We start from the raw sequence: 24,779 nt of genomic DNA on the forward strand, positions 1-24,779 counted from the left end.
ATAAGGTGATAAACAGTATGGAAACAAAGAAAAAGGGCGAATGGTGTGAAATTACCGTTCCAGCTAAATGGAGTGGTATAAGTATTGAATCGGTATTAAAAGTAGAATGGGAAATACCGAAAAAGCTATTACATCAGCTTCGTATGGAAAAAGGTGTTACGGTTAACGGGGAACAAAGAAGATGGAATGAGCTTTTAAAAGAGAACGATAAGTTACAAGTCCATATGTTTGCGGAGGAAGAGTACGATGTAGATCCAGAATATGGTGAATTACATGTAGTATACGAAGATGATCACGTACTTATCGTAAATAAACCAGAGCAAATGGACACACACCCTGCTGAAAAAGGTGGAACCGGGACGCTTGCAAATCTTGTTGCTTTTCATTTTCAAATGCAAGGTTTAGAGACGAGGGTGCGTCATATTCATCGTTTAGATAAAGATACGACAGGTGGTGTCGTGTTTGCTAAGCATAGAATTGCTGGTGCAATTATGGATCGTCTATTAATGGAAAGAAAAATTAAAAGAACGTATGCTGCGCTCGTTGAAGGGAAAGTAAAGAAGAAACAAGGAAAGATTGATGCTGCTATCGGAAGGGATCGCCATCATGCTACAAGGCGTCGTATTTCTCCAAAAGGTGACCAGGCTATCACATATTATAAAGTAGAAAAGTATTTTAAGAAGCAAAACACGACTTTCGTAACGTTACAATTAGAAACGGGTAGAACACATCAAATTCGTGTTCATATGAGTCATAATGGTAATCCACTAGTTGGGGATGTATTATATGGTGGACAAACAAAATATATGTCCAGTCAAGCATTACATGCGATGAAGATAAATTTCTTGCATCCAATTACGAAAGAAGCGATTGAAGTTGATGTGCCGTTTCCTGCAAAGTTAAATAATAAAATAAAAGAATTTCAAAAAGAAAATGCGTAAAGTATAAGTTTTAACTTGAAAAAAGTAGATTTTTGCAGGGATTTCTCTACAAGAAGCGAAGCCGTTAAGAGAAAAGAGAGGTGAGAATCACTTGATCAAATATAAGTATGTACTTGGAATATTTTTCGCTTGTCTTTTACTTACTCTATGTCTTTATCCCTATTTACCAAATCGTATGGCAGTACATTGGAATGTAAATGGTGAGCCAAACGAGTTTATGAGTAAACAAGTTGTTGTAGCATTTATTCCCTGTTTTATTATTTTTTCATATGGATTTTTGTATATTATTTCACATAATATATTTAAGTTTAATGAAAGAGAGCATGGTATTATAGGCGGATTTATAAAGAAAATTACGTTATTTATGTTGTTTATTCATATGCTTATCCTCTTTATTAATTTTGGGGATTTGATATCCTTTCAAACAGGATTAACGATTGGGATTAGTATGTTTCTTTTTATGCTGAGTAAAGAATTTAAGAAAATAAAAGGCAAAGAAAAAGACCCAATTAAATTACAAAAAATTCGTTTAGTGAGTAGACGGATTTTTCAAGTGATGGCATGTGGCATATTGTTTTCATTGTTTTTGAACTTAGAGTGGGGATTTTATGTATTGCTTAGTGTAATAAGCTGTGGATCTATGTTGTTTATGTTATATATTTTCTATTCATACATAATAGAAAGCTATGAAACTTAAAAAAGAGTCTTCTCATTATGAGAAGACTCTTTTAATCTATTTACTTCGTAATAAATTGTTGTGTCCAGTAGTTGCCGCTTTCTACATAACCAACACCGATATGAGTGAAGCCGTTATTTAAGATGTTTGCACGGTGTCCAGCGCTGTTCATCCAAGCTTGTACTACTTCTTCAGGTGTACGTTGGCCTTGAGCGATGTTTTCACCTGCAGATGTATAAGAAATGCCAAATTTCTTCATCATGTCAAACGGAGACCCGTATGTAGGGCTGTTATGATCAAAGTAGTTGTTTTTTTGCATATCTTCAGACTTAATACGTGCTACTTTGCTTAATTCAGTATCGATTTTTAGTGCTGGTAAGCCTTGTTTTGCACGCTCAGCATTTGTTAATTCAACAACACGTTGTTCAAACTCGCTTAAAGATTTTGTTTCTTCAGCAGGCTTTTGCTCAGCAGGTTTTTGTTCAGTAGGTTTTTGAGTATTGTTGTTTTCAGCAGGTTTTTGAGCTTCTGGTTTTTGAACTTCTTCAGCAGGCTTTTGCTCAACTGGTTTTTGTTCAGCAGGCTTTTGAGTTTCTGGCTTAGCAGTTGGTTGCTCAGTTACAACATTTTCAGTAGGTTGTTGACCAGGAATGAAGCAGTTTGGTTGGAAGTTTCCTTGTTGCCATTGTGCTAATGATTCAACGCCCATAGATTGTAAGAATGCTTGTAATTCTTGTTGGCTCATTTGTTTCATCATCACTTTTGAATGCTGAATATTTTGAACCTTTAAGTTAGATGGTTGTACTGTTGCAGCTTGTGCATCTAGAGAAGATACTCCTAAAGTAAGAGCTGTTGCAGCAGCTACAGATAATAAAACACGCTTTTTCATGATGTGTGTCCCCCTATATAAAGTTTTAATTTGTTTTCACACGATTTGTTTTTGACAGCCTGTCTGACTGACAAATTCATCGTAGCATACAATTTGCGAGAAAAAAGATGGAAAAAAATTCATAGACTTTAAAATTACCTAATTTATCCTAAGAGAAGAAGGGAACAAAAATAAGAGAAATATAGAGTATAAAAGGAATTTATAGTGTTTTTATACTTGGTTTTAAGAGGGGATTTTTGGATAAAGTTACCTAAATAGAAAATGAAGAATCCTATTGTATCAATGGTTTGAGCGATTTTTTGAGGAATATAATGGATTGATTTTTACAAAACTGTAATGTTTCTGTTGTTCTTTTTTATAATAAAGTAACATATTTTTAATGTTGTAGCAGACAAAAAAGCGGCTATCTCTTTACATAGACGAAGGAGATAGCCGTTTTCCTATTATTACGTATGTTACGAGTTAGTTTCAATTGCTTCTAATAATAAATCCACAATGTGAATTCCTCTCATTTTATGAGAAAGCCCTTCTCGCTCAATGCCCAATTTCATTTGTAATAAACAACCTGGATTTGCAGTAACAATGGTTGCTGCGTCTGTTTCATGCACACGGTCCATTTTGTAATCTAGAAATGCCATTGATAACTCTGAATGAACAATATTGTAAATACCAGCAGAACCACAGCAACGGTCGGCATCTTTCATTTCACGGTATGTTGCACCTTGGATAGCCTCTAGTAACATACGAGGTTCAGAAGATGTGCGCATAACATTGCGTAAATGACAAGAGTCTTGATACGTAATAACTTGCGGCGTGAGTCGTAAGTCATTACGTTTATGGAAATCTAGTTCTACTAGAATAGCAGTAATATCTTTAATTTTAGAAATAAACTGCTTAGCACGTTCAGCCCAATCCGGATCATCCTTTAAAAGATAATCATAGTCTACGAGATAAGCTCCGCAACCACCTGCATTCGTAATAATATAGTCGATGTTTAAATCTTCGAATGCTTTTATATTTCGCTTTGCTAATTCTTTTGCTCCACTCTTTTCACCAGCATGTCCATGCAATGCACCGCAGCAACTTTGTGTTTTCGGAATAACGATATCACAACCAGCTAATTGAAGAAGTTTCATCGTTGCGTTATTTGTTTCTAAAAACATCGTATCCATTAAGCAGCCTGTGAAGAATGCAACTTGTTTTTTCTTTGTACTTTCTGCAGGTAAAAATGAAGGACGATTTTTCATCGCTTTCATTTTAGGGACTTTGGGTAAAACGAGATCCATCGTTGCAAGTGTTTCAGGGAATAACTTCATAATCCCTGTTTTATGTGTTAGCGTTTGTAAACCAGAACGTTGATAAAATCCGATTAGTCCAGTTAATGTTCTCATTCGATTTTGATGGGGGAATAATCCTTCAAAAACGACTTTTCGAACAGCTTTCACTGGCACTGAGAATTTTTTATTTTGATTAATAATATCACGAGCTTCTTCTAATAAATGTCCATAATTTACACCAGATGGACAAACAGGCTCACAAGCACGGCAACCAAGACAAACGTTTAATGTATTTTCAACATCTTCATCTGGTTCGATTAAACCATCAACGACTGCTTTCATTAATGCGATACGTCCGCGCGGTGAATGTGACTCTTTATATCCGGATTGAATGTAGGTAGGACAAGTAGGTAAACAAAAACCGCATCGCATACAGTTTAGTAATTCATCTTCACTTAATCGTTCTTTAAATTCTTTTTGAATATTTTCTTTATTTAATGTGGTCATCGCTCAACCACCACTCTTTTTCGAGTGTCTTTCGCGAACATTTTTCCAGGATTCATAATGTTATTTGGATCGAAAGCTTGCTTTATTCCTTGCATAGCTGCAATACCTTCTTTACCTAATTTCATTTCTAAATATGGAGCTTTCATTGCACCAACACCATGTTCACCAGTAATTGTGCCACCAAGTTCAATTGCTTTCGCAAATATTTCAGCAAAAGCTTGCTCAGCTCGGTGCATTTCTTCTGCATTACGAGCGTCTGTCATACAAGTTGGATGTAAATTACCATCACCAGCGTGTCCAAACGTACAAATAGGAATATTATATTTTTTTGCAATGGCATTAATAGCTTCAACCATAGGAGCGATTTGTGAACGTGGTACAGTTGCATCTTCTAATATTGTAGTAGGTTTTAGTCGTGCGAGCGCTGATAGAGCACTACGGCGAGCGGTACGAAGCGCATCTGCTTCTGTTTCATCTTTTGCAACGCGAACATCAACTGCATTCATAGAGCGGCAAACATTAGCCATGTTTTCAATATCTCGATTGACTACTTCGGGCGGACCGTCTTGTTCGATTAATAAAATTGCTTTTACATCTGTAGGTAAACCGATTTGTGCAAACTCTTCTACTACTTCAATTGTCGGTTGGTCTAAAAACTCCAGTGTTGCTGGAATGATTTTATTTGCAATAATAGAAGAAACAGCACGTGCAGCTTCATTAATATCTTCATATAATGCAAGCATTGTTTTCTTTGTTTCAGGCATAGGAACAAGTTTTAATATAGCTTCTGTTACCACGCCAAGTGTTCCTTCAGAACCGATAAATAAACGAGTTAAATCGTAACCAGCTACATCTTTTGCTAATTTACCACCAGTGCGAATAATATCACCATTTGGTAAGACAAGTTCAAGCCCCATTACATAATCACGTGTTACGCCATATTTCAAACCGCGTAATCCACCTGAGTTTTCATTAATATTACCGCCGATTGTAGAAATTTTCATCGAGCTTGGATCTGGTGGATAAAATAAACCTTTTTCTTCTACCGCTTTAATAATATCAAGTGTAATGACACCAGCTTGTACAGTAATTGTTAAGTTTTCTTCATCAATTTCTAAAATATTGTTCATATGGCGGAAAATAAGGACGATACCGCCTTCAAGTGGACATGTTCCTGCGCAAAGATTTGTTCCAGACCCGCGCACATACACAGGAATTTTGTGAGTGTTACATACTTTTAACACTTCAGCTACTTCATTTGTATTACGAGGAGCAATGACTGCATCAGGCATTGCTTGGAAGTTTGGAGTAGCATCATAACTATAAGTTAAACGCCCCATATTGGATGTATCTACATTATCTTCGCCAACAATAGATACGAATGAATGAATAATTTGTTTTTCTAACATTGGAAATCCCCCTCAAACTGTTAACGTGTTTAGTTATAATAAACAACGTGGTAACAGTGCTTTCATTATAATGATAAAAAAGTTGAGGGATTCTTTCTATGTATAATCATCTAAAGATTAATCTATTTTATCGTTCTTTTTTATATGATTATCTAATAGGAGAAGTGCGAAGTATAAAACGTTTAAGTCTTTGAATTGTTTTGGATCAAGTCCTGTATGTTCTTCAATCTTTTTTAGCCTGTAATGTAATGTGTTAATGTGTATATGTAATTGTTTAGCCGTCTGTTTATAAGATTGGTTATAATCGATAAATAAGCGTAAAGTGTGCATAAGCTCAGGAAATGATAATAAGTTTTCGATGGTACGCTCTAGAAATTGTTCACGCGTTTCGGCAGAAATATCTTGTAAACACATTTCTAAACGTAAATCTTCATTAAATACAATTTTTTTCGTTTCCAATGATACAGAAAGAGCGCGTAATGCTTGTTCGTAACATATGCTCATATTGTTTGAGGTAACTGTTTGTCCAATCCCTATATATAAAGGAATAGAAAATAAAGTTTCGCAGTCTTGTTTTAATCGTTTTAAAAATTGATAAGTTTGCTCTTTGGAGCTCATTGCTGTAAATAAAATAAAACGATCATTTCCCCAGCGAACAAATAGATGCTCTTTTGTTAAAATATTACGTATGTGTTGCCATATTTTACGCTGGAGCATCGTGTCATTTTTGCCAATAGAAAACAAAATAAGTTGTTTTTTCTTATATAAATCAATGCCAAGTGTTTTTGCGCGATCAAGAAAACTCGGGGACCACTCTGTATTTTGAAGCCAATCAAAGACAAAAGCTTCATAAGAACGGTGCTCAAGTTCTAGTTGCTCTAAAAAGTAGTTTTCATGAATTAATAATTCGGTCATCTTACGCAATATTTCTCCGTAGCGTGAAATGTTTTCAGGTTCTCCTGTAATCCCAATGACACCAATTACTTCATCATGAAATAATAAAGGAAGATTCATCCCAGCCTTTACACCTTGCAATCGCCTTTCATCTTCTTTTGTAATGATGACGGTTTTCTTTTGTTTGGCGCAGCGGAGTGCACCTTCATGAAATTGTCCAATTCTTTCTGTATCTGTACTTGCGATAATAACGCCTTCTATATTAATGATAATTATATTTTCTGTAATTAGTCTGCGTACTTCTCGTACAATTTTATTCGCTAAATCAGGAAATAGCATAATTGACACACCTCAAATTCTATTTGTTGTACATTATATATGTAAATTGAGTAAGAAAGGGAAATTTCACACTTTCCACACATTTATTTGTTATTTTACAATTATAACGAAATCATCTGAAGATGGAGGGAATCTTTTGAGAAAGTATGTTTTTCTTCTCTGTTTTTTATTTCTATTAGTAGGGTGTCAAGGAAGTTCATATACACCAATTGCTAAAGATAAAAATGTTATTATAACTACGAATATAAAAGAAGGCAGTATTAGTTTTATTGATAAAAAGGATAAAAAGTTAATTACGACATGGGAACTAAATGAGCCAATGGCCGGAATCACACTGCTTCCAAATGGCGATGAAATACTTGTATACGGTAAGCAATTAGAATATATGTATGTATATTCACTAGCGGAAGGAAGGCAAGTGGAAAAATATAAAACTGGAAAGGGCATTGTAAATGTGGTCGTATCAGCAGATAAAAAACAATTATTTGCTGCTGATCAAAATGTTCAAAAGGTAAGATTCTTTACGATAAATGGGAAAGAGACAGGAAATGTTTCAACAAGAAAAGGGCCTATAACGATGGTAGAGTATCAGAATCGGTTATCTGTACTAAACTTTTATGATACGAAACTAACGACAATTGATACGAAGAAAAAAGAAGTTGTTCAATCCTTTATGATTCCGCCAGCATCAACAGGAGCGACGATTAGTCCTGATGGGAAAGAAATATGGATTGGCGGACATGGTGATGGAAATCAAGTAAATGAGAAAGTGTTAGTGTATTCTTTACAGAGTGGAGAAATGGTGCGTTCTTTACACGCTCCATTTATGCCTGTGAATATAACGAAGGATAGTAAGTACGTATATGCACTCAGTCATGGGTCGAATACACTTAGAAAGTTTGATGTTAGCACATATAAAGAAATAGCTTCTGTAGAAGTAGGGTCGAATCCATTTGCATTTTTGGAGAGCGGAGCAGAAGGGTATGTAGCCAGTTATGATAGTGATGAAGTGTGCGTTATGGATATGAAGAATTTGAAAATAAAACAAACAATTAAAGTCGGAAAAGGACCGTTTCAACTCATAGAGAGGGAAGGGAAGGACAATGAATAAATATAGAGTGCTAGTTGTAGATGATGAAAGTGATATGAGGCAGCTTGTTGGAATGTATTTGGATAACTTTGGATATGAGTGGGGAGAAGCTGAAAATGGAAAAGAGGCTCTTAAAAAGCTAGAAACGGATCATTATGATTTCGTTGTATTAGATATAATGATGCCAGAAATGGATGGACTTTCAGTTTGTAAAGAAATTAGAAAAACGTCAGATGTGCCGATTATATTTTTAACCGCAAAAGGTGAAGAGTGGAATAGGGTGAACGGCTTACGTATGGGAGCAGATGACTATATTGTAAAACCGTTTAGTCCTGGTGAATTGGTTGCCCGTATGGAAGCTGTGCTAAGAAGATATACAAAGCAAGAACAGCAAGAAGAGATTCAATTTGGACCAATTCTTATCAATGAAAAAAGTAGACGAATCGAGGCGGATGGTGAATTGATTTCTCTTACTGTAAAAGAGTTTGATTTACTATATTTTCTTTGCCAGCATACAGGACAAGTGTTTAGCCGGGAGCAATTACTTGAAAAGGTATGGGGATATGATTATGCCGGAAGTACAAGAACAGTAGATACGCATGTGAAAACGATGCGCTTGAAGCTTGGAGAAAGTGGAAACTACATTCAAACTGTTTGGGGTGTAGGCTATAAATTCGAGGTGTAACGTATGTTTACGATGGTACAAAAAATTTGGCTTACAGTAGTATGTGCAGTATGTGTAACAGTGTCCTTTCTTTATTTCGTATCTTTATACTCGTATGAAAAATTATACGTTGATAATTTAAAAGCTTCGTTAGTAATGGAAGGAAAAAGTCTTGCTGCTCAATATGATAGGCGTGAAGGAATATCAACTTTTGAAGAGAAAGTAAGATCGTTTGATCAAATATCTAGTTCAGACGTTATTTTTGTGTCTAATCCGCGTGACTTAAGCGCATGTTTGCCTTTTGATGTGCATCACCATTCTCTTATAAGTGAAGGAGATAGGCAAACGCTATTAGATGGGAAAACTGTGACAAAAATAGGATATGAAGAACATTTTGACCGTAATATTATGGGGGTTGTCATTCCTGTATTGGAAAATAAAAAATTAGTCGGAATTGTCTATTCGTATATTCCTTTAAAAAGTATAAAAGATTTAATCTATGATATGGGTCTTATTTTAGCACCGTTAGCAATTGCTATGATTTTAATTACGATATGGGTTGGAAGAAAAATTATAATTGCAATTACGAAGCCACTTTCGCAAATGGAGCGGGTTGCAAATCATTTGGCTACGGGAGATTTCTCGGAGCGGATTACAGTTTCTTCAGAGGATGAAATTGGACGATTAGGAAAAGCATTTAATAAAATGGCAAATTCATTAGAAACAGAAGATGTAAAGCGTAAGGAATTTTTAGCAAATGTTTCGCATGAACTTAGAACACCACTTAGTTATATAAAAGGGTATAGCGAGGCTATTTTAGATGGTGTTGCAAAGGGACCGCAGCAGGAAAAAGTAACGCAGCTAATTCATAAAGAAGCAGGTCGTATGCAGCGTCTCGTTCATGACTTGTTAGACTTAGCACAATTAGAAGGCGAGCACTTTCCGTTAAAGAAGCAACCTATCGTTTTTTCACAGCTGATTGAAGACGTATTAGATACGTATGAGATTAAGTTTATAGAAAAGGAAATTCATATTTCAACCAATTTAAATCCAGAGGTCATTGTCATGATTGATGAGGATCGTATGCAACAAGTGCTTCATAATGTGTTAGATAATGCGATACGGTATACAAATCAAAAAGGAAATATCGTTATAACTTTAAAGCAAATCTATGATTACTGTGAATTAAAAATACAAGATACAGGAATTGGCATTGATATAGAACATTTGGAAAACCTTGGGGAACGCTTTTACCGAGTTGATAAAGCGAGAAGTCGTCAACACGGTGGAACAGGTTTAGGCCTTGCTATTGTGAAACAAATTGTTCATATACATGGTGGACAGTGGCAAATTGAAAGTGAAAAAGATAAGGGAACAACGGTTAGTATTAAACTGAATGTACAGGATGAGGGGGGCATGTTCTAATTTTGAGGACATGTTCTTTATATTGAAGGAAATATTTATACATAAAAATATAAATTAATATGTAATAAATATCGAAAATTCGACTATTTTATGAACAAAACATTTGTACTTCTTATCAATTCGGTCTAAAATAGTTATGATGCAAAGTTTTTATAAATCGTTTCAATTGTTGTTTGGAAGATACTGAGGTGATTTAACTGGAGTACAAATCTATTAAACCGAAAAAAATTTACGAAGAAGTATCTGAAGCTATTTTAACAATGATTAAAAATGGTACGTTAAAACCTGGTGACAAACTACTCCCTGTGCATCAATTAGCTGAGCAGTTTCAAGTTGGCAGATCTGCTGTTCGTGAAGCGCTAAGTGCGCTAAGAGCGATGGGCTTAATTGAGATGAAACAAGGAGAAGGTACATATGTGAAGAACTTCGATTCTTCTTCATTAACGAAATCATTAAACAATAGATTATTAATGAAGAAAGAAGATATTTTGAATTTATTAGAAGTACGAAAGGTGCTTGAAGTGGGGGCAGTTCGAGTAGCGGCGGCAAAACGTACGGAAGATAATTTACAAAATATGAAACATTGGTTAGATGAAATGGCAAAGAGCATTGGAGATGAAAAGGCTGGCGAAAAAGCCGATTTTCAATTTCATATGGGAATTGCAGAGTCTTCGCATAATAACATTTTGCTTGAACTCATGAATCATGTTTCAGAGATGATTGCTGAAACAATTGGTGAATCAAGACGCATTATTTTATATGGTGAACAAACGACATCAGAACGACTTATAGAAGAGCATCAAGTTATATATGATGCGGTGTTAAAACAAGATGTAGAATTAGCGCAGCAAGCAATGCTAGATCATTTAACAAATGTAGAACATATTGTCACAGGTAAAAACGATATAAATTCGTAATTTAATCTTTTAAAAATTTAATTTTCTGATAAAATAGAGAAAGATTAAGTAAGCGTTTTCTTTAGAAGAGGGAGAGGATAGGCCATGGTTGAGCCTATTTCTTCTCTACTAAGTCATCTGATGACCGTATGTTTGTTGGTGAAGTTGTAAAAAGGGGGAGTAATAGTTATGAAAGTTACTTTATTTGTTACTTGTTTAGTCGATATGTTTGAAACAAATGTCGGCAAAGCAACAGTTGAAGTGTTGGAGCGTTTAGGTTGTGAAATTGAATTTCCAGAAGCACAAGTTTGTTGTGGGCAGCCTGCTTATAATAGCGGCCATGTAGAAGCAGCAAAAGAAGCGATGAAACATATGATTGAAACTTTCGAAGATGCAGAATATATTGTTACGCCATCTGGTTCTTGTGCGACAATGTTTCATGAGTATCCGCATGTTTTCAAAGATGATCCAAAGTGGGCTAAACGTGCACAAAAAGTTGCTGATAAAACTTATGAATTTACACAGTTTATTGTAGATGTTTTAAAAGTTACAGATGTTGGTGCAAGTTTACCAGGGATAGCTACTATTCATAAATCATGTCATATGACGCGTATGCTTGGAGTAAAAGAAGCACCAGGAATTTTATTATCAAATGTAAAAGGATTAACTGTGAGAGATTTGCCAAACGTGCAAAATTGTTGCGGGTTTGGGGGAACGTTTTCAGTTAAGATGACTCCAATTTCTGAGCAAATGGTAGACGAAAAAGTAGATAGTGTCATGGAAACAGGTGCAGATTATTTAATCGGTGCAGATTGTGGGTGTTTGTTAAACATTGGCGGACGTATTGAGCGTTTAGGAAAAGAAGTAAAAGTAATGCATATTGCTGAGGTACTGAATAGTCGCTCATGAAGGGGGAACATAAGCTATGTCTATGAAAATCAGTGAGAAAAAATTTAATGATCGCGTTGGTGATGGAATTCAAGATTCGTTTATGCGCGGAGCAGTATCTTCTGCACAAACGCGTTTATATACGAATCGCTTAAAAGCTGCAGATGAATTAGGAAACTGGGAAGAGTGGCGTGAACTAGGTGAACAAATTCGTCAACATACGTTAGAAAATCTGGATTATTACTTAATGCAGTTAAGTGAAAATGTATCAAAAAGAGGCGGACACGTGTACTTTGCGAAGACGAAAGAGGAAGCTGCAAAGTATATTCAAGATGTTGCCAAAAAGAAACAAGCGAAAAAAGTAGTAAAATCAAAGTCGATGGTAACAGAAGAAATCAGTATGAACCATGCGCTTGAAGAGATTGGCTGTGAAGTGTTAGAGAGTGACTTAGGAGAGTATATCTTGCAAGTAGATAACGATCCACCTTCACATATTATTGCACCTGCACTTCATAAAAATAGAACGCAAATTCGCGATGTATTTAAAGAAAAGTTAGGCTATGAAAATTCTGATGACCCGTATGAAATGACAAAGTTTGTTCGTAAACAACTTCGTGAGAAATTTATGGATGCAGAAATTGGTGTAACTGGTTGTAACTTTGCTGTTGCAAATACTGGCTCTCTTTGTTTAGTAACGAATGAAGGTAATGCCGATCTTGTCATGTCGATTCCGAAAACACAAATTGCAGTAATGGGTATGGAACGTATGGTTCCTACAATGGAAGAATTAGATGTTTTAGTTGGTTTACTATGTCGTAGTGCAGTAGGTCAAAAGTTAACAAGTTATGTAACGGTAGCGGGACCAATTCAAGAAGAGGAAGTAGATGGCCCAGAAGAATTCCACTTAGTTGTGGTCGATAATGGTCGTTCTCAAATTCTTGGATCTGAATTCCGCCAAGTATTGCAATGTATTCGTTGTGCTGCTTGTGTTAACGTATGCCCTGTATATCGTCATGTTGGTGGACATTCATATGGTTCTATATACTCAGGACCAATTGGTGCGGTATTAACACCACTTTTAGGTGGATATGATGATTACAAAGAGCTTCCTTATGCCTCTAGTTTATGCGGAGCATGTACAGAAGCTTGTCCAGTAAAAATTCCATTGCATGATTTATTATTAAAACATCGTCAAGTTATCGTTGAGCAAGAAGGACGTGCTCCACTTGCAGAAAAATTAGCAATGAAAATGTTTAGTATGGGTGCATCTTCAGCAGCTTTATATAAAATGGGATCAAAAATGGCGCCAGCAGCAATGAGTCCATTTACATCTGGTAACCGTGTATCAAAAGGTGTTGGGCCACTTAAAAACTGGACAGATATTCGTGAATTCCCAGCTCCAAGTAAAGAACGATTCCGTGATTGGTATAAAGATCATAAGAAAGGTGGGGACAAATAATGACAGGATTAATTCAAAACCGTGATGCCTTTCTAGATAACATTGCAAAAGAACTTGGGCGCGCTCGTAAAACAGAAGGTGTAGAGCGTCCAGTATGGAAAAGTAATGTGAATATAGAAACGTTAAAAGATTATTCACAAGAAGAATTACTAGAAGTGTTTAAAAAGCAATGTACAAACATTCATACAACTGTAGTAGAAACGACAAATGACAGTTTAGGTGAAGACCTTCAAAAAGTAATTATGGAAAACGGCGGGGGACCTATTTTATTATCAGCAGATGAGCGTTTTGATGCATATGGTTTAACATCTTTATTTCAAGAAGAACTTCCAAAGCGAGACGTTGAAGTGAACGTATGGGATCCAGAGAGAAAAGACGAAAATATGCGTTTAGCTGAAAAAGCGAATATTGGTATTGCATTTAGTGATTATACATTAGCTGAATCTGGTACAATTGTTGTACAAAGTCATAAAGGGCAAGGACGTTCTTTACACTTTTTACCGACTGTATATTTTGCTATTATTCCACGTGAAACACTTGTGCCTCGTATTACACAAGCAGTTCAGGATATGAACTCACGCGTAGAAAATGGGGAGACAGCGGCATCTTGTATTAACTTTATTACAGGACCAAGTAACTCGGCTGACATTGAGATGAATCTTGTTGTCGGAGTACATGGACCATTAAAAGCAGTATATTTCATCGTATAAAAGAGGGGAAAGCAGGCCAGAAAATGGCCTGCTTTTTTAGTAGAATAAAGGATAATATGAAGTAGAAGTTCTCTCCTTTTTTTGCTATGTTTTTTGGGAAAGGAGAGGAAGGGATGTTCACTTATTTATATGCACTGTTAGCAGGGGTGGTGTTTGGTTCTTTTTTTATGCTAGTTGCGATGAGGGTTCCATTAGGTGTTTCTATTATTACCCCGCGTTCACATTGTGATTATTGCAAATATGTGCTAAGGACAAAAGAACTAATCCCCATCATTTCATTTTATATACAAAGAGGCTATTGTACGAATTGTAAGAGGAAAATTCCAATTATGTATGTAACATTTGAATATATAACAGGAGGTATATTTCTTCTTACAGTTTATATGATTGGAATAGAACGAGAGCTTATTATCATTTTATCCCTTTTTTCGCTACTTCTTATTATTTCAGTTACAGATTACTTATATATGTTAATTCCTGATTGTATTTTAATTTCGTTTGCCGTTTTACTCATTCTCGAAAGTGTTTTTGTACAATTAGTTACTTGGACAGATAGTATAGCTGGTAGTGGTGTTATATTTATTTTGTTATATTGCATGCAAAAGATATATCCAGAAGGGCTTGGCGGAGGAGATATAAAACTGCTTTCGTTACTTGGTTTTATAGTAGGAGTGAAGGGAGTTTTTATCGTTTTATTTTTAGCATCTTGTTTTAGTCTTTGTTTTTTGGGGATTGGTATCGGATTAAAACGTATAGAAGTACGAAAGCCAATTCCATTTGGTCCTTTTATTAGTCTTGGGGCAATGTGTTATGTATTAGCCGCTTATTCAAATTAGAGAGTGAATCGAAAATGAACGTATATATGGATGATCAAAGAAGTTGCCCGTTCGGGTATGTGTCCGCAACTACAGTAGAATGTGCCTTGCAAATGGTTCGGGATTATGATGTGAATATTCTTTCCCTTGATTATAATATGGGCTGGGGAGCAAAAAATGGACTAGATTTTGTAGAAGCTTTTTGTACAGAGGGATTATATGTAAATGAAATTCACCTTCATACGAATGATGTCATCGGTATGCATAAGATGAAACAGAGAATGGATAAGGGAAAGGAAGAAGGAGAAATTAATCCTCACCTTTTAGTTAAATACGTGGGAAGCTAAAAACTCCAAAGTAAAACTTTGGAGTTTTTAATGTTTCATATGTGCTTGTAAAGGAATAATCTCTTCTTGTTGAGCTGTTGCGATTTCAGTTTTTTCCTGTTGAACGTCAGGTGTTTTCTTTGTTAAGTAGTGGTATACCATACCGACAAATACTGATCCACCAATAATGTTACCGATTGTAACAGGAATTAAGTTATGAATAGCACCTGAAAAAGAAATTGTCTCAGGATGCGGTGAAACTAAAGATAAAGCAAAGAGTGATAAGTTTGCAATACTATGTTCGTAGCCAGATAAGAAGAATGTGAAAACAAGTAGCATCATGACCATTATTTTTGCTGTGTCACCTTTAACCTGAGAAGGTAAGAAACAAGCAAGACATACGAGCCAGTTACATAAAATAGCTTTAAAGAATAACTGCATCGTAGGTGTGTTCATCTTTCCTTCAACGACTTTACTCATTAAGTGACCGTGATCAATTGCTTCGAAAATTCCAGTTGCGTAAAATAGTAAGGCAAAGAATAACGCGCCGGCTAAGTTACCTGCATAACAAGCAACCCAGTTACGAAGTGTATCAGAAATCGTTGTTTCTTTTCTTAAAGTTGCTACAGTAAAGTACATTGTGTTTCCAGTAAACAATTCAGCACCGCCATATATAATAAGTACGAGAGCAATCCCGAAAAACATAGAAGCAGCTAAATACGTTGCTGGTGAATCTGCAATGTGAAAAAAGTTACCTAATTTAAAACATAGTACAATAATAAAACCGATATAAATACCCGCAAGTGCAGCACGAATGAAATATTGCATTGGGTTTGTATCTAGTATTTTCTTTTTGTTTTTAGCCAGTTTGACAACATAATCTAGTCCTTGTTCTAGCATGAGTAATACGCTCCTTTAGTAAATCTTCTATAAATACTCCTTATATGAATAAAGTACATGGAATTGTTCTCACTTTCAATAAGTTTGTGCAATGTTTCACAAAAAGGACATACATACATTAAGAAAACGTTTACAAAAGGTAGTATAATGGAATTTTTTCTGGACATTGAGAGGAAGAACGGAAAAAGAAAAAGCGCTGTAATTACAGCGCTTTTTCGTCTAAATTCTTTTCTACTTTTACTTCTACTTCTTTTGAGAAGAACCAACCACCAACTGCGATTCCGACTAATACAATCCAGAATGTAAGCTTCCACGGAGTGGATTCTGGGAATGAATGTGGTATTACATTTAATGCAGGGTGTGCTAATGTATAAACTGTTAGCTTCACACCAACCCAACCTACAATTAAGAATGCTGCAGTTTCAAGTCCTGGTTTACGTTTTAAAATCTGTACGAAAGCAGTTGCTGCAAATCGCATAATGATTAATCCGATAAGTCCACCTACAAAGATAACAACGAATTGCCCAGTATCAAGACTACCAATTGTACCTAATCCTGTTTTTGGTAAAGTCATTGCTAGTGCAACAGCAGCTAAAATTGAATCAACTGCGAAGGCGATATCAGCAACCTCAACTTTAAATACAGTCCACCAAAAGTTCTCTTGTTTTTTCTTTGCTTCTTTTTCTTCTGTTTCTTCATCTGTATTCTTTTTAACATATGTTTTAAATAAGTGATTACCAGCGATAAACATAAGGTAGATGGCACCGATTGCTTGCACTTGCCATACATCGACTAAGAACGAAATCATAAATAACGATCCAAATCGGAAAACAAATGCCCCCGCTAATCCATAAAATAGTGCTTTCTTTCGTTTTTCTTCTGGTAAATGTTTTACCATAATTGCAAGAACAAGAGCGTTATCAGCCGCTAAAATCCCTTCAAGTGCAATTAGGATGAGTAATACCCAACCATACTCCAATAATAATGATACATCCATGTACATTCTCCTCTCATTTCTATAAGTTCTAAATAAGTGAAGAATTTCCCCACTATTTAGTTTCCCCATACTCCTGCCTATTAACTTTGGGAGAATCTGGAAATGAATACAAAAAAGACCTCTGCCGTTAATAGGCAAAGGTCTTGCTAGACATATGTAATAAAAAATGCCAACAAAGCCGGAAGAACTAAGTTCTACGTAATGACGACTTTGTTTCCAAGAAATATTCTTGGACGCTACTCCCCTTTGGAGATATGTTATTGTATTCTCATTATATGGATAATTTATACGGTTGTCAACCTGTTAAAATATCTTCATTCGGATATTTTATTTTCGGGTTCTTTTTACGAGCAAATGAAAAAGCCAATGTTAAAGGACCCATTTTCCCAAAAAACATCATAAAGATAATAATAGTTTTTCCGATTATAGTTAAGTGGGGTGTTAAATTCATACTGAGGCCAACAGTCCCAAATGCTGAAAATACTTCGAAAGCACTCATCAATAGAGGAACTCGCTCAGTAATACTTAAAATTAAAATAGCAAAAAAGATAAATGAAATGGAAATAATAGTAATGGTTAATGATTTGACAATGAGAGTATCTTTAATGGATTTTTTAAATACGACAATATCCTCTTGTTGTTGTAAAAATTTAAATACGCCAAAAAATATGATTAAAAATGTTGTTAACTTAATCCCACCACCAGTTGAAGCGCTACCAGCACCAATAAACATAAGGAGCATCATTAATAGGAGGGAAGGTTTTGATAATGTAGAAATATCAACTGTATTAAACCCGGCAGTTCGCGTTGAAATTGCTTGAAAATAAGAGGCCAATCCTTCTTCAAATGGGGTAAAACCTCTCATAGAAAGGGAGTTATGGAACTCGAATATAAAAATAAAAAGGGTAGCAATAATGTTGACGATTAGAGTAGAAGAGAGCATAAGTTTTGAATGTAGTGTAAGGTTTTTAAAGTTTTTCTTTCTTTTTATGTCTACGATTACTGTAAAACCAATTCCACCTAAAATGATGAGAGAGGAAATGACGAGATTGACAAGAATACTATGAGAATGGGACATTAAATTATCGCTCCACACAGAAAAGCCAGCATTGTTAAAGGCTGAGATTGAATGGAAAAAACTATAATAGATCCCTTTCGTAACCCCGTATTTGGGTACCCATTCAAAAGAAAGAATTATAGTAGCGATACATTCGACTGTAAAAGAGAATAAAAATAATGCTTTGGCAAGACGGATGACGCCGCCGATATTCGTTTGATTTAATGCTTGTTGCAGTAAAATCCGATTTTGAAGACCGATTTTTCTTCCGAGCATAATCGCAATTAAGACAGCAAAGCTCATAATGCCCAGTCCGCCTACTTGTATAAGTGTTAAAATGACACATTGGCCAAATAAGGTAAATACCTTCCCAGTGTCTACCACACCAAGCCCTGTAACCGTACAAGCAGAAACGGTTGTAAATAAAGCATCTAGCCATGAGATAGACGTTGTTGTAGCAATTGGCAACTTTAATAAGCATGTACCGATAAGTGATAACATAATAAAAGCCAATGTAAGAACACGGGGAGGACTCATGCGAATATTAATCCGTTTCATGTTACATATCGTTCCTTTCAGTTTGCTTTTACTAGTATGTGAAAAAGTACGATTATGTATGTTAAAAATAGAAAGAGGCAGAGAATATCTGCCTCTAAGCCATATGTTATATTATTATCCACGTAGTTGTTGTTGAGCTAAAGCAACAAGACGTTTTGTTACTTCACCGCCAACTGAACCGTTAGAACGAGATGCTGTATTAGATCCTAAGCTTACACCAAATTCTTGTGCAATTTCATATTTAAATTGTTCAAGCGCTTGTTCTGCACCTGGAACTAATAATTTGTTTGTTTTTACCATGTTGATACACATCCTTATGAGTAGTCCAGTTCAGCTAAGTTCTTATCTAAACTGGTAACGTTATTTTATGTGGAAACGACGTACTCATACGCGGAAGTAATCGGTGCGATTAGAAGTTCTTGGATAGAAAAAAGAGTAGCAAATTTGCTACTCTTTTTTTAGTATTGTCGCTGTTCCTTCCACGACAATATCATCTGATTGATTATATATGTTTGTTTGCAACGTAATGATTTTTTTATCGTCACGCTTCTTAATAACCTCTGCCACAACGCGAAGTGTATCACCGATTTTGACAGGGGCACGGAATGAAACATTTTGGGATAAATAAATCGTATTTTTGCCTGGGAGTTTCGTTCCAAGGATGGTAGAAATAAAACTCGAGACGAGCATTCCGTGAGCAATACGTTCTTTAAACATTGTCGTTTTTGCAAAAGAATCTAAAATGTGAATAGGATTCACATCTCCAGTCAATTTTGCAAAATTGATAACATCTTCATCTGTAATTGTTTTTGTAAGGGATGCTTGATCACCGACTTGAATCTCATCATAGCGAAGCTCCGGAACAGTTTGTGCTTCTTGAAATGGATTCATTTTGTCCTCCTTCTTTTCCATATCGAAAAATGTTAGCCATCTTGATGTAGTAGGAGGAAGAAAGAGTTTTGTTTGTGCTGCGGTTAGCTCCCACATTTTTCTTACTTGATGGAAGTAAATAGATTTTTTGAGTTTTCCTCGAACTTTTTTGCGAGTTCCAACTGTTTTGACTTGAACTCTTCCAAAAAACCCTCTAACTGTTTTTGAGCCTCTTCACGTTGTAATTGTTGTTGCTCAATAAATTGTTTTGTTGTTTCTTCAAATTGACCGCTTGTTTGTGTAAGAATTGACAAAGAAGTTTTTGTAGGAGAAACGGTAAGCTGATGCATATGAGCAGAAAGTTCCTTCCACTTGTCTTGCCATTCGTTAATTTGATCATTTAAGGAGTTTCCAGTTAATTGTTTCACGTAATCTGTATATTGGTTATTGAACTGAGCAGTGAGTTGTTGCAGTTCTTTTTCTAGTTCATCTACTCCTGATGTTAATTTATGCAAAGCGTCTTGTTGTTGTTTTAATGTTTCTAAAGTAAGTTGCTCTAACTGTTTTCCAGCTGAAGAGAAAAGGGAAAGTGATTGAGACCAGTTTTTCCAAAATGCATCGACTAATTCGTATGGTTTAGTTTCCATTGTTTGACCCCCAAATGTTTTTTTGCATATTGTGAACGCAGATTACTCTGCTGTACCACCAGGTGAAGATGAAGAATCCTTTTCATCCTTTTCTGGAGAAGTAGAAAATGGAAAGAATGCATTGGTGTATAACGTGAAAAACGTTCGCAACATATTTTGATAATGTTCAAAAGAAGTCGCACATGTTGTTAAATATTGCTCTCCATATTCAGTTAAAGAATAAATTCTTTTTGCCGGCCCTCCATCGCTTGTATCCCAAGTAGAAGAAATAAGGTTTTCTTTTTCTAATTTGCGTAGTGTTCTATAAACATTACCTTGGTCAACAGAAGAAAAGCCGATATCCATTAGCATTTGAATAAGTTTGTAACCATGAAGACTCCAGTCTTTTAGACAGAGAAGTAAGAAGGGAACTAAGAAGTTTTTTGGCATGGAGTTTGGTTGTTTCGCTTGGTTGCTCTCCAAACTTTCGCGTTGTTCTGGTTCATTTTGTAGCATGATTGTGCATCACCTCATGAATCAGTTAGATGGAATTTTTTGCTTATAAGTGCAATTTACACCTATCTGTTTTTAAAGTCAACACATTTGTTAGAAAATAGAAAAAATAAAATATAGACTTGAAGTTTTATTCAGAATATTAGAAAATAGTGAATAGGTTGAATTGTTTCAAAAACGAAAAAGGGAGTGTAGGTAAAGTGATTGATCAAAAATTCGATCCACTACAAGCATGGAAAAATGCTTATGAACAAACCGAAACATTTTGGGGAAAAGCGCTCAATGAAACAATTAAAACAGAAGAATATTCTGCTTGGATGGGCAGCGTTCTAGATTTGAATTTGTTTTATCAAAAAGCATTAAATGATACGACAAAAAACTATTTAGAACAAGTAAATGTGCCGACGAAAGAAGATATCGCAAGAGTGGCTACGCTTGTTATTAACTTAGAAAATAAAGTAGATAACATTGAGGAGTTTCTAGAAGAGAAAGTAGATTCTTTAGGACAAGCTCCTACATTAAAGCGTGATGTGACGAAAGTAAAACAAGATATTCGTACGCTTGAAACAAAAGTAGATCAAATTGTAGAATTGCTAGAAAAGCAAAATGCAGTACTAGCTAAACTACAAGTACCTGTAAAAGAAGAGGTAAAGCCTGCGAATAAACCAGAAAATAAAAAATGATAAAAACGCTTGTTTATAACAGGTAAAAGAGAGAGGGAGAATCTCTTTTCACGTATAAACAGCGAAACATAATTATATATGGACTCTATAGTATGAGTACCAAAATGATTCATAAAAATCGTTCACAAATTCATTTAAGGGGGAAAAGAAATGGTTCAATTAAATGGAAAAGTAGCAATCGTAACAGGTGGAGCAAAAGGAATTGGAAAAGCAATTACAGTAGCATTAGCACAAGAGGGAGCGAAAGTAGTTATTAACTATAATAGCAGTAAAGAAGCAGCTGAAAATTTAGTAAATGAATTAGGAAAAGACGGGCATGACGTTTATGCAGTGCAAGCGGATGTTTCTAAAGTAGAAGATGCAAACCGACTTGTAGAAGAAGCTGTGAATCATTTTGGTAAAGTTGATATTCTTGTTAATAATGCTGGTATTACAAGAGATCGTACATTCAAAAAGTTAAATCGTGAAGATTGGGAGCGCGTAATTGACGTGAATTTAAGCAGCGTATTTAATACGACAAGCGCGGTTCTTCCATACATAACGGAAGCGGAAGAAGGAAGAATTATTAGCATTTCTTCTATTATTGGTCAAGCAGGTGGATTTGGCCAAACAAACTACTCAGCAGCAAAAGCGGGTATGTTAGGATTTACAAAATCATTAGCGTTAGAACTTGCAAAAACAAATGTCACTGTAAACGCTATTTGCCCAGGATTTATTGATACTGAAATGGTAGCAGAAGTACCAGAAGAAGTACGTCAAAAAATTGTTGCAAAAATCCCGAAAAAACGTTTTGGTCAAGCTGATGAAATTGCAAAAGGTGTAGTATACCTATGCCGTGATGGTGCGTATATCACAGGTCAACAATTAAACATTAACGGCGGATTATATATGTAATGAAGTAAGAAAAAAGTGCATATCCATAGCAGGAATGCACTTCTTTTTTTAAGAAGAAAATCGACCAAAAAGGAGATAAAAAAATGACTACATTCGCAACAGAATGGGAAAAGCAATTAGAGCTATACCCAGAAGAGTACCGAAAAGCGTACCGCCGAGTGAAAAGGGCGAGTGAAATTTTATTACGTGAACCAGAGCCGCAAGTAGGATTAACGCCGAAAGAGGTTATTTGGACGAAGAATAAGACGAAGCTTTATCGCTACATTCTAAAACAAGAAAAAACACAAAGAGTTCCAATTCTGTTAATATATGCTCTTATTAATAAACCATATATTATGGATTTAACTCCTGGAAATAGTTTAGTGGAATATCTAGTGGATCGTGGTTTTGATGTGTATATGCTTGATTGGGGCACATTTGGTTTAGAAGATAGTCATTTGAAATTTGATGATTTCGTGTTTGATTATATTGCAAAAGCAGTAAAAAAAGTAATGCGAACTGCAAAATCGGACGAGATTTCTTTACTTGGTTATTGCATGGGTGGAACGCTAACTTCTATTTATGCAGCACTTCATCCGCACATGCCAATTCGTAATTTGATTTTCATGACAAGTCCTTTTGATTTCTCTGAAACAGGATTGTATGGTCCTTTATTAGATGAGAAATATTTCAATTTAGATAAAGCCGTTGATACATTTGGAAATATTCCGCCAGAAATGATTGATTTCGGAAACAAAATGTTAAAGCCAATTACGAACTTTGTTGGTCCATATGTTGCTTTAGTAGATCGTTCAGAGAATGAGCGCTTCGTCGAAAGCTGGAGATTGGTTCAAAAGTGGGTTGGTGATGGTATTCCGTTCCCAGGTGAATCATACAGACAGTGGATTCGTGATTTTTATCAAAATAATAAATTGGTTAAGGGTGAACTCGTTATTCGCGGACAAAAGGTAGACCTTGCAAATATTAAGGCGAATGTCTTAAATATTTCCGGGAAACGTGATCATATCGCTTTGCCATGTCAAGTAGAAGCATTACTAGATCATATTTCTAGCACAGATAAACAATATGTATGTTTACCAACAGGGCATATGTCTATCGTTTACGGTGGAACAGCTGTAAAACAAACATATCCGACGATTGGAAATTGGCTTGAAGAGCGTTCTAATTAAAAATAAAAAAATCCAACTAGCCTATGTTAGTTGGATTTTTTTATGAAAAATAACAAAACATAGAAAGGAGAAATTTATATTTTAGGAGTATAATTATGAAACTTATGACGGGTAAGTTGTTTTGGAATACAGGAGTTTCTGTACCTTGTTATCCACTGTTAGAAAATGATATGATATGTGATGTGCTCGTAGTCGGAAGTGGCGAAGCCGGTGCTCATATAGCGTATTCTTTAGCGAAAATCGGTATGAGTGTAATGCTTATTGAAAAAAGAGAAATAGCATGTGGTAGTACATTTGCAAATGTAGGTTTATTACAGTTTCTTCATGATAAATCGTTAACCTCACTTATCCATACATTTGGTGAAGAAAAAGGGGTACGAGCATATAAACTGTGTTACGAAGCGTTACGAACAATGGAGAAAGTGGTACCTACTCTCGATATTGATCCCTATTTTATGCCAAGAAGTAGTTTATATTATGCAAGTAAAAGTGAGGATGTCTCATTTTTACAAGAGGAGTACAATACGTTGCAGAATTATGGATTTCCTGTTGAGTATTTTACAGAATCTGATATTAAGGAACGTTATCCTTTTATAAAACAAGCGGCATTGTATACACACGGTGATGCTGAGGTGAATCCGTATTTACTAGCGCATAGTCTTTTGCATAAAGCAAACCAAATGGGAGCTAATATATATGAACATACAGAGGCAATACATATAAAAAAACGGCAAAATGATTTAATTTGTTACACGAAAACAGGAAATCAAATTGTAGCAAAGAATATTATTATGGCGACGGGCTATGAAGCGCTTTTTGGGAAGAAAGAAAAAAATACAACAGTAGAGGCATCTTATGCAGTTGTGACAAATGAAATAGATCAGTTTGATGGCTGGCATGAGCGATCGTTAATTTGGGAAACAGCACGTCCCTACTTATATTTTCGGACGTTTCAAAACCGCATTATGGTAGGCGGATTAGATGAAGCGATGCAAATTCAACCGATTGGTGATACGAAACTATTGCGTAAGCGTGATATCCTTATTAACATTGTAAGAGAGATGTTCCCACAGTATAAGAATATACAAGCAGAGTATTATTGGGCAGCAGCATTTGGTAGTAGTCATGATGGTCTACCTATTTTAAAAGAAGATAAGAAGATACATAATTTATTTTACGCATTATTGCACGGAGGTAATGGAACTGTGTATGGAATGGTATTTGCCAAATTATTTGAGCAGTTATTTACAAATAAAGAAAGTAAAGATTTTTCTTTATTTAATCGATAGAAAAAAGGTAGCGAAGTG

Annotated in this window: 26 protein-coding genes and 1 riboswitch; of the genes, 15 read left to right on the forward strand and 11 right to left on the reverse strand. The window is 35.5% G+C overall.

Features of this window, described 5'->3' with window-relative positions; translation table 11 throughout:
• The first annotated feature begins 17 nt into the window (after positions 1 to 17).
• Positions 18 to 941, forward strand: coding sequence for an RluA family pseudouridine synthase (locus CGQ22_RS16840; RefSeq protein WP_089149012.1), 924 nt, complete (start codon positions 18 to 20; stop codon positions 939 to 941).
• A gap of 91 nt (positions 942 to 1,032) precedes the next feature.
• Positions 1,033 to 1,638, forward strand: coding sequence for a DUF1648 domain-containing protein (locus CGQ22_RS16845; RefSeq protein WP_000598994.1), 606 nt, complete (start codon positions 1,033 to 1,035; stop codon positions 1,636 to 1,638).
• Between the two features lie 40 nt (positions 1,639 to 1,678).
• Here the strand turns inward: CGQ22_RS16845 and CGQ22_RS16850 are convergent, their stop codons facing one another.
• The 4 genes from CGQ22_RS16850 to CGQ22_RS16865 all read right to left on the reverse strand — a co-directional run bounded on the left by CGQ22_RS16850 (position 1,679) and on the right by CGQ22_RS16865 (position 6,932).
• The gene (locus CGQ22_RS16850) at positions 1,679 to 2,506 is read right to left on the reverse strand and encodes a CAP domain-containing protein (RefSeq protein ID WP_089149013.1); all 828 of its coding nucleotides are present in this window, start codon (positions 2,504 to 2,506) and stop codon (positions 1,679 to 1,681) included.
• 455 nt (positions 2,507 to 2,961) lie between these two features.
• Positions 2,962 to 4,290, reverse strand: a complete 1,329-nt coding sequence (locus tag CGQ22_RS16855) for a (Fe-S)-binding protein (RefSeq protein WP_089149014.1) — start codon at positions 4,288 to 4,290, stop codon at positions 2,962 to 2,964.
• A complete protein-coding gene (glcD, locus tag CGQ22_RS16860; protein WP_000890761.1) occupies positions 4,287 to 5,699 on the reverse strand; it encodes a glycolate oxidase subunit GlcD in 1,413 nt (470 codons plus the stop codon). The genes CGQ22_RS16855 and glcD overlap by 4 nt, the downstream gene beginning before the upstream one ends.
• A gap of 117 nt (positions 5,700 to 5,816) precedes the next feature.
• Complete coding sequence (locus CGQ22_RS16865; RefSeq protein WP_089149015.1) at positions 5,817 to 6,932, reverse strand: CdaR family transcriptional regulator; 1,116 nt, start codon at positions 6,930 to 6,932, stop codon at positions 5,817 to 5,819.
• Between the two features lie 136 nt (positions 6,933 to 7,068).
• On the opposite strand from CGQ22_RS16865, the gene CGQ22_RS16870 reads away from it, so the two are divergent.
• From CGQ22_RS16870 to CGQ22_RS16910, 9 genes are all read left to right on the forward strand, one after another.
• On the forward strand, positions 7,069 to 8,043 hold the full coding sequence (locus tag CGQ22_RS16870) for a YncE family protein (RefSeq protein ID WP_089149016.1): 975 nt from the start codon (positions 7,069 to 7,071) through the stop codon (positions 8,041 to 8,043).
• Positions 8,036 to 8,707 carry a response regulator transcription factor gene (locus CGQ22_RS16875; protein ID WP_001046395.1) on the forward strand — a complete coding sequence of 224 codons (672 nt, stop codon included), beginning with the start codon at positions 8,036 to 8,038 and terminating at the stop codon, positions 8,705 to 8,707. The genes CGQ22_RS16870 and CGQ22_RS16875 overlap by 8 nt, the downstream gene beginning before the upstream one ends.
• Before the next feature lie 3 nt (positions 8,708 to 8,710).
• Complete coding sequence (locus CGQ22_RS16880; RefSeq protein ID WP_089149017.1) at positions 8,711 to 10,111, forward strand: sensor histidine kinase; 1,401 nt, start codon at positions 8,711 to 8,713, stop codon at positions 10,109 to 10,111.
• Positions 10,112 to 10,338: 227 nt separating this feature from the next.
• Positions 10,339 to 11,028, forward strand: a complete 690-nt coding sequence (locus CGQ22_RS16885) for a FadR/GntR family transcriptional regulator (protein WP_254904515.1) — start codon at positions 10,339 to 10,341, stop codon at positions 11,026 to 11,028.
• Positions 11,029 to 11,196: 168 nt separating this feature from the next.
• Positions 11,197 to 11,916: a (Fe-S)-binding protein gene (locus tag CGQ22_RS16890; RefSeq protein WP_000869148.1), complete on the forward strand. Its 720-nt coding sequence runs from the start codon at positions 11,197 to 11,199 to the stop codon at positions 11,914 to 11,916.
• A 16-nt stretch (positions 11,917 to 11,932) separates the two neighbouring features.
• A complete protein-coding gene (locus CGQ22_RS16895; RefSeq protein WP_000061927.1) occupies positions 11,933 to 13,354 on the forward strand; it encodes a LutB/LldF family L-lactate oxidation iron-sulfur protein in 1,422 nt (473 codons plus the stop codon).
• On the forward strand, positions 13,354 to 14,064 hold the full coding sequence (locus CGQ22_RS16900; RefSeq protein ID WP_000147193.1) for a LutC/YkgG family protein: 711 nt from the start codon (positions 13,354 to 13,356) through the stop codon (positions 14,062 to 14,064). The genes CGQ22_RS16895 and CGQ22_RS16900 overlap by 1 nt, the downstream gene beginning before the upstream one ends.
• Before the next feature lie 113 nt (positions 14,065 to 14,177).
• Complete coding sequence (locus CGQ22_RS16905; RefSeq protein WP_089149018.1) at positions 14,178 to 14,900, forward strand: prepilin peptidase; 723 nt, start codon at positions 14,178 to 14,180, stop codon at positions 14,898 to 14,900.
• Positions 14,901 to 14,914: 14 nt separating this feature from the next.
• Positions 14,915 to 15,226: a cyclic-phosphate processing receiver domain-containing protein gene (locus CGQ22_RS16910; protein WP_001103769.1), complete on the forward strand. Its 312-nt coding sequence runs from the start codon at positions 14,915 to 14,917 to the stop codon at positions 15,224 to 15,226.
• Between the two features lie 27 nt (positions 15,227 to 15,253).
• Here CGQ22_RS16910 and CGQ22_RS16915 read toward each other — a convergent pair whose 3' ends face one another.
• The 7 genes from CGQ22_RS16915 to phaQ form a co-directional block, all read right to left on the reverse strand.
• Positions 15,254 to 16,105: a formate/nitrite transporter family protein gene (locus CGQ22_RS16915; protein ID WP_000893022.1), complete on the reverse strand. Its 852-nt coding sequence runs from the start codon at positions 16,103 to 16,105 to the stop codon at positions 15,254 to 15,256.
• Positions 16,106 to 16,307: 202 nt separating this feature from the next.
• Positions 16,308 to 17,102 carry a TerC family protein gene (locus tag CGQ22_RS16920; protein ID WP_139032726.1) on the reverse strand — a complete coding sequence of 265 codons (795 nt, stop codon included), beginning with the start codon at positions 17,100 to 17,102 and terminating at the stop codon, positions 16,308 to 16,310.
• 82 nt (positions 17,103 to 17,184) lie between these two features.
• Positions 17,185 to 17,359: riboswitch (yybP-ykoY riboswitch) on the reverse strand.
• A gap of 38 nt (positions 17,360 to 17,397) precedes the next feature.
• Entirely contained in the window at positions 17,398 to 18,717 is a 1,320-nt protein-coding gene (locus CGQ22_RS16925; RefSeq protein WP_089149020.1) for a TrkH family potassium uptake protein, read from the reverse strand.
• Positions 18,718 to 18,831: 114 nt separating this feature from the next.
• Positions 18,832 to 19,017 carry an alpha/beta-type small acid-soluble spore protein gene (locus CGQ22_RS16930; protein ID WP_000241212.1) on the reverse strand — a complete coding sequence of 62 codons (186 nt, stop codon included), beginning with the start codon at positions 19,015 to 19,017 and terminating at the stop codon, positions 18,832 to 18,834.
• Positions 19,018 to 19,164: 147 nt separating this feature from the next.
• The gene (locus CGQ22_RS16935; protein WP_001067916.1) at positions 19,165 to 19,608 is read right to left on the reverse strand and encodes a MaoC family dehydratase; all 444 of its coding nucleotides are present in this window, start codon (positions 19,606 to 19,608) and stop codon (positions 19,165 to 19,167) included.
• Between the two features lie 101 nt (positions 19,609 to 19,709).
• Positions 19,710 to 20,234 (reverse strand): polyhydroxyalkanoic acid inclusion protein PhaP, encoded by a 525-nt coding sequence (gene phaP, locus CGQ22_RS16940; protein ID WP_000448594.1) that lies wholly within the window; start codon positions 20,232 to 20,234, stop codon positions 19,710 to 19,712.
• 42 nt (positions 20,235 to 20,276) lie between these two features.
• Positions 20,277 to 20,729, reverse strand: a complete 453-nt coding sequence (phaQ, locus tag CGQ22_RS16945) for a poly-beta-hydroxybutyrate-responsive repressor (RefSeq protein WP_000939955.1) — start codon at positions 20,727 to 20,729, stop codon at positions 20,277 to 20,279.
• 197 nt (positions 20,730 to 20,926) lie between these two features.
• Between phaQ and phaR the strand changes: the two genes are divergently transcribed.
• From phaR to CGQ22_RS16965, 4 genes are all read left to right on the forward strand, one after another.
• A complete protein-coding gene (phaR, locus tag CGQ22_RS16950) occupies positions 20,927 to 21,409 on the forward strand; it encodes a polyhydroxyalkanoic acid synthase subunit PhaR (RefSeq protein ID WP_000566944.1) in 483 nt (160 codons plus the stop codon).
• Between the two features lie 150 nt (positions 21,410 to 21,559).
• Entirely contained in the window at positions 21,560 to 22,303 is a 744-nt protein-coding gene (locus CGQ22_RS16955) for an acetoacetyl-CoA reductase (protein ID WP_000250407.1), read from the forward strand.
• Between the two features lie 83 nt (positions 22,304 to 22,386).
• Complete coding sequence (gene phaC, locus CGQ22_RS16960) at positions 22,387 to 23,472, forward strand: class III poly(R)-hydroxyalkanoic acid synthase subunit PhaC (RefSeq protein WP_089149021.1); 1,086 nt, start codon at positions 22,387 to 22,389, stop codon at positions 23,470 to 23,472.
• A gap of 95 nt (positions 23,473 to 23,567) precedes the next feature.
• Positions 23,568 to 24,761 (forward strand): NAD(P)/FAD-dependent oxidoreductase, encoded by a 1,194-nt coding sequence (locus tag CGQ22_RS16965; protein WP_000772561.1) that lies wholly within the window; start codon positions 23,568 to 23,570, stop codon positions 24,759 to 24,761.
• Positions 24,762 to 24,779 lie beyond the last annotated feature (18 nt).

The organism is Bacillus sp. M13(2017) (genome assembly GCF_002218325.1).
Classification (GTDB): Bacteria; Bacillota; Bacilli; order Bacillales; family Bacillaceae_G; genus Bacillus_A; species Bacillus_A thuringiensis_K.

What these genes read in the sequence shown, in the direction of transcription:
- CGQ22_RS16840 (WP_089149012.1), top strand. Translation starts at nt 18, where the DNA reads ATGGAAACAAAGAAAAAGGGCGAATGGTGTGAAATTACCGTTCCAGCT.
- CGQ22_RS16850 (WP_089149013.1), bottom strand. Translation starts at nt 2,506, where the DNA reads ATGAAAAAGCGTGTTTTATTATCTGTAGCTGCTGCAACAGCTCTTACT.
- CGQ22_RS16855 (WP_089149014.1), bottom strand. Translation starts at nt 4,290, where the DNA reads ATGACCACATTAAATAAAGAAAATATTCAAAAAGAATTTAAAGAACGA.
- glcD (WP_000890761.1), bottom strand. Translation starts at nt 5,699, where the DNA reads ATGTTAGAAAAACAAATTATTCATTCATTCGTATCTATTGTTGGCGAA.
- CGQ22_RS16865 (WP_089149015.1), bottom strand. Translation starts at nt 6,932, where the DNA reads ATGCTATTTCCTGATTTAGCGAATAAAATTGTACGAGAAGTACGCAGA.
- CGQ22_RS16875 (WP_001046395.1), top strand. Translation starts at nt 8,036, where the DNA reads ATGAATAAATATAGAGTGCTAGTTGTAGATGATGAAAGTGATATGAGG.
- CGQ22_RS16880 (WP_089149017.1), top strand. Translation starts at nt 8,711, where the DNA reads ATGTTTACGATGGTACAAAAAATTTGGCTTACAGTAGTATGTGCAGTA.
- CGQ22_RS16890 (WP_000869148.1), top strand. Translation starts at nt 11,197, where the DNA reads ATGAAAGTTACTTTATTTGTTACTTGTTTAGTCGATATGTTTGAAACA.
- CGQ22_RS16895 (WP_000061927.1), top strand. Translation starts at nt 11,933, where the DNA reads ATGTCTATGAAAATCAGTGAGAAAAAATTTAATGATCGCGTTGGTGAT.
- CGQ22_RS16900 (WP_000147193.1), top strand. Translation starts at nt 13,354, where the DNA reads ATGACAGGATTAATTCAAAACCGTGATGCCTTTCTAGATAACATTGCA.
- CGQ22_RS16905 (WP_089149018.1), top strand. Translation starts at nt 14,178, where the DNA reads ATGTTCACTTATTTATATGCACTGTTAGCAGGGGTGGTGTTTGGTTCT.
- CGQ22_RS16910 (WP_001103769.1), top strand. Translation starts at nt 14,915, where the DNA reads ATGAACGTATATATGGATGATCAAAGAAGTTGCCCGTTCGGGTATGTG.
- CGQ22_RS16915 (WP_000893022.1), bottom strand. Translation starts at nt 16,105, where the DNA reads ATGCTAGAACAAGGACTAGATTATGTTGTCAAACTGGCTAAAAACAAA.
- CGQ22_RS16920 (WP_139032726.1), bottom strand. Translation starts at nt 17,102, where the DNA reads ATGGATGTATCATTATTATTGGAGTATGGTTGGGTATTACTCATCCTA.
- CGQ22_RS16925 (WP_089149020.1), bottom strand. Translation starts at nt 18,717, where the DNA reads ATGAAACGGATTAATATTCGCATGAGTCCTCCCCGTGTTCTTACATTG.
- CGQ22_RS16930 (WP_000241212.1), bottom strand. Translation starts at nt 19,017, where the DNA reads ATGGTAAAAACAAACAAATTATTAGTTCCAGGTGCAGAACAAGCGCTT.
- CGQ22_RS16935 (WP_001067916.1), bottom strand. Translation starts at nt 19,608, where the DNA reads ATGAATCCATTTCAAGAAGCACAAACTGTTCCGGAGCTTCGCTATGAT.
- phaP (WP_000448594.1), bottom strand. Translation starts at nt 20,234, where the DNA reads ATGGAAACTAAACCATACGAATTAGTCGATGCATTTTGGAAAAACTGG.
- phaQ (WP_000939955.1), bottom strand. Translation starts at nt 20,729, where the DNA reads ATGCTACAAAATGAACCAGAACAACGCGAAAGTTTGGAGAGCAACCAA.
- CGQ22_RS16955 (WP_000250407.1), top strand. Translation starts at nt 21,560, where the DNA reads ATGGTTCAATTAAATGGAAAAGTAGCAATCGTAACAGGTGGAGCAAAA.
- phaC (WP_089149021.1), top strand. Translation starts at nt 22,387, where the DNA reads ATGACTACATTCGCAACAGAATGGGAAAAGCAATTAGAGCTATACCCA.
- CGQ22_RS16965 (WP_000772561.1), top strand. Translation starts at nt 23,568, where the DNA reads ATGAAACTTATGACGGGTAAGTTGTTTTGGAATACAGGAGTTTCTGTA.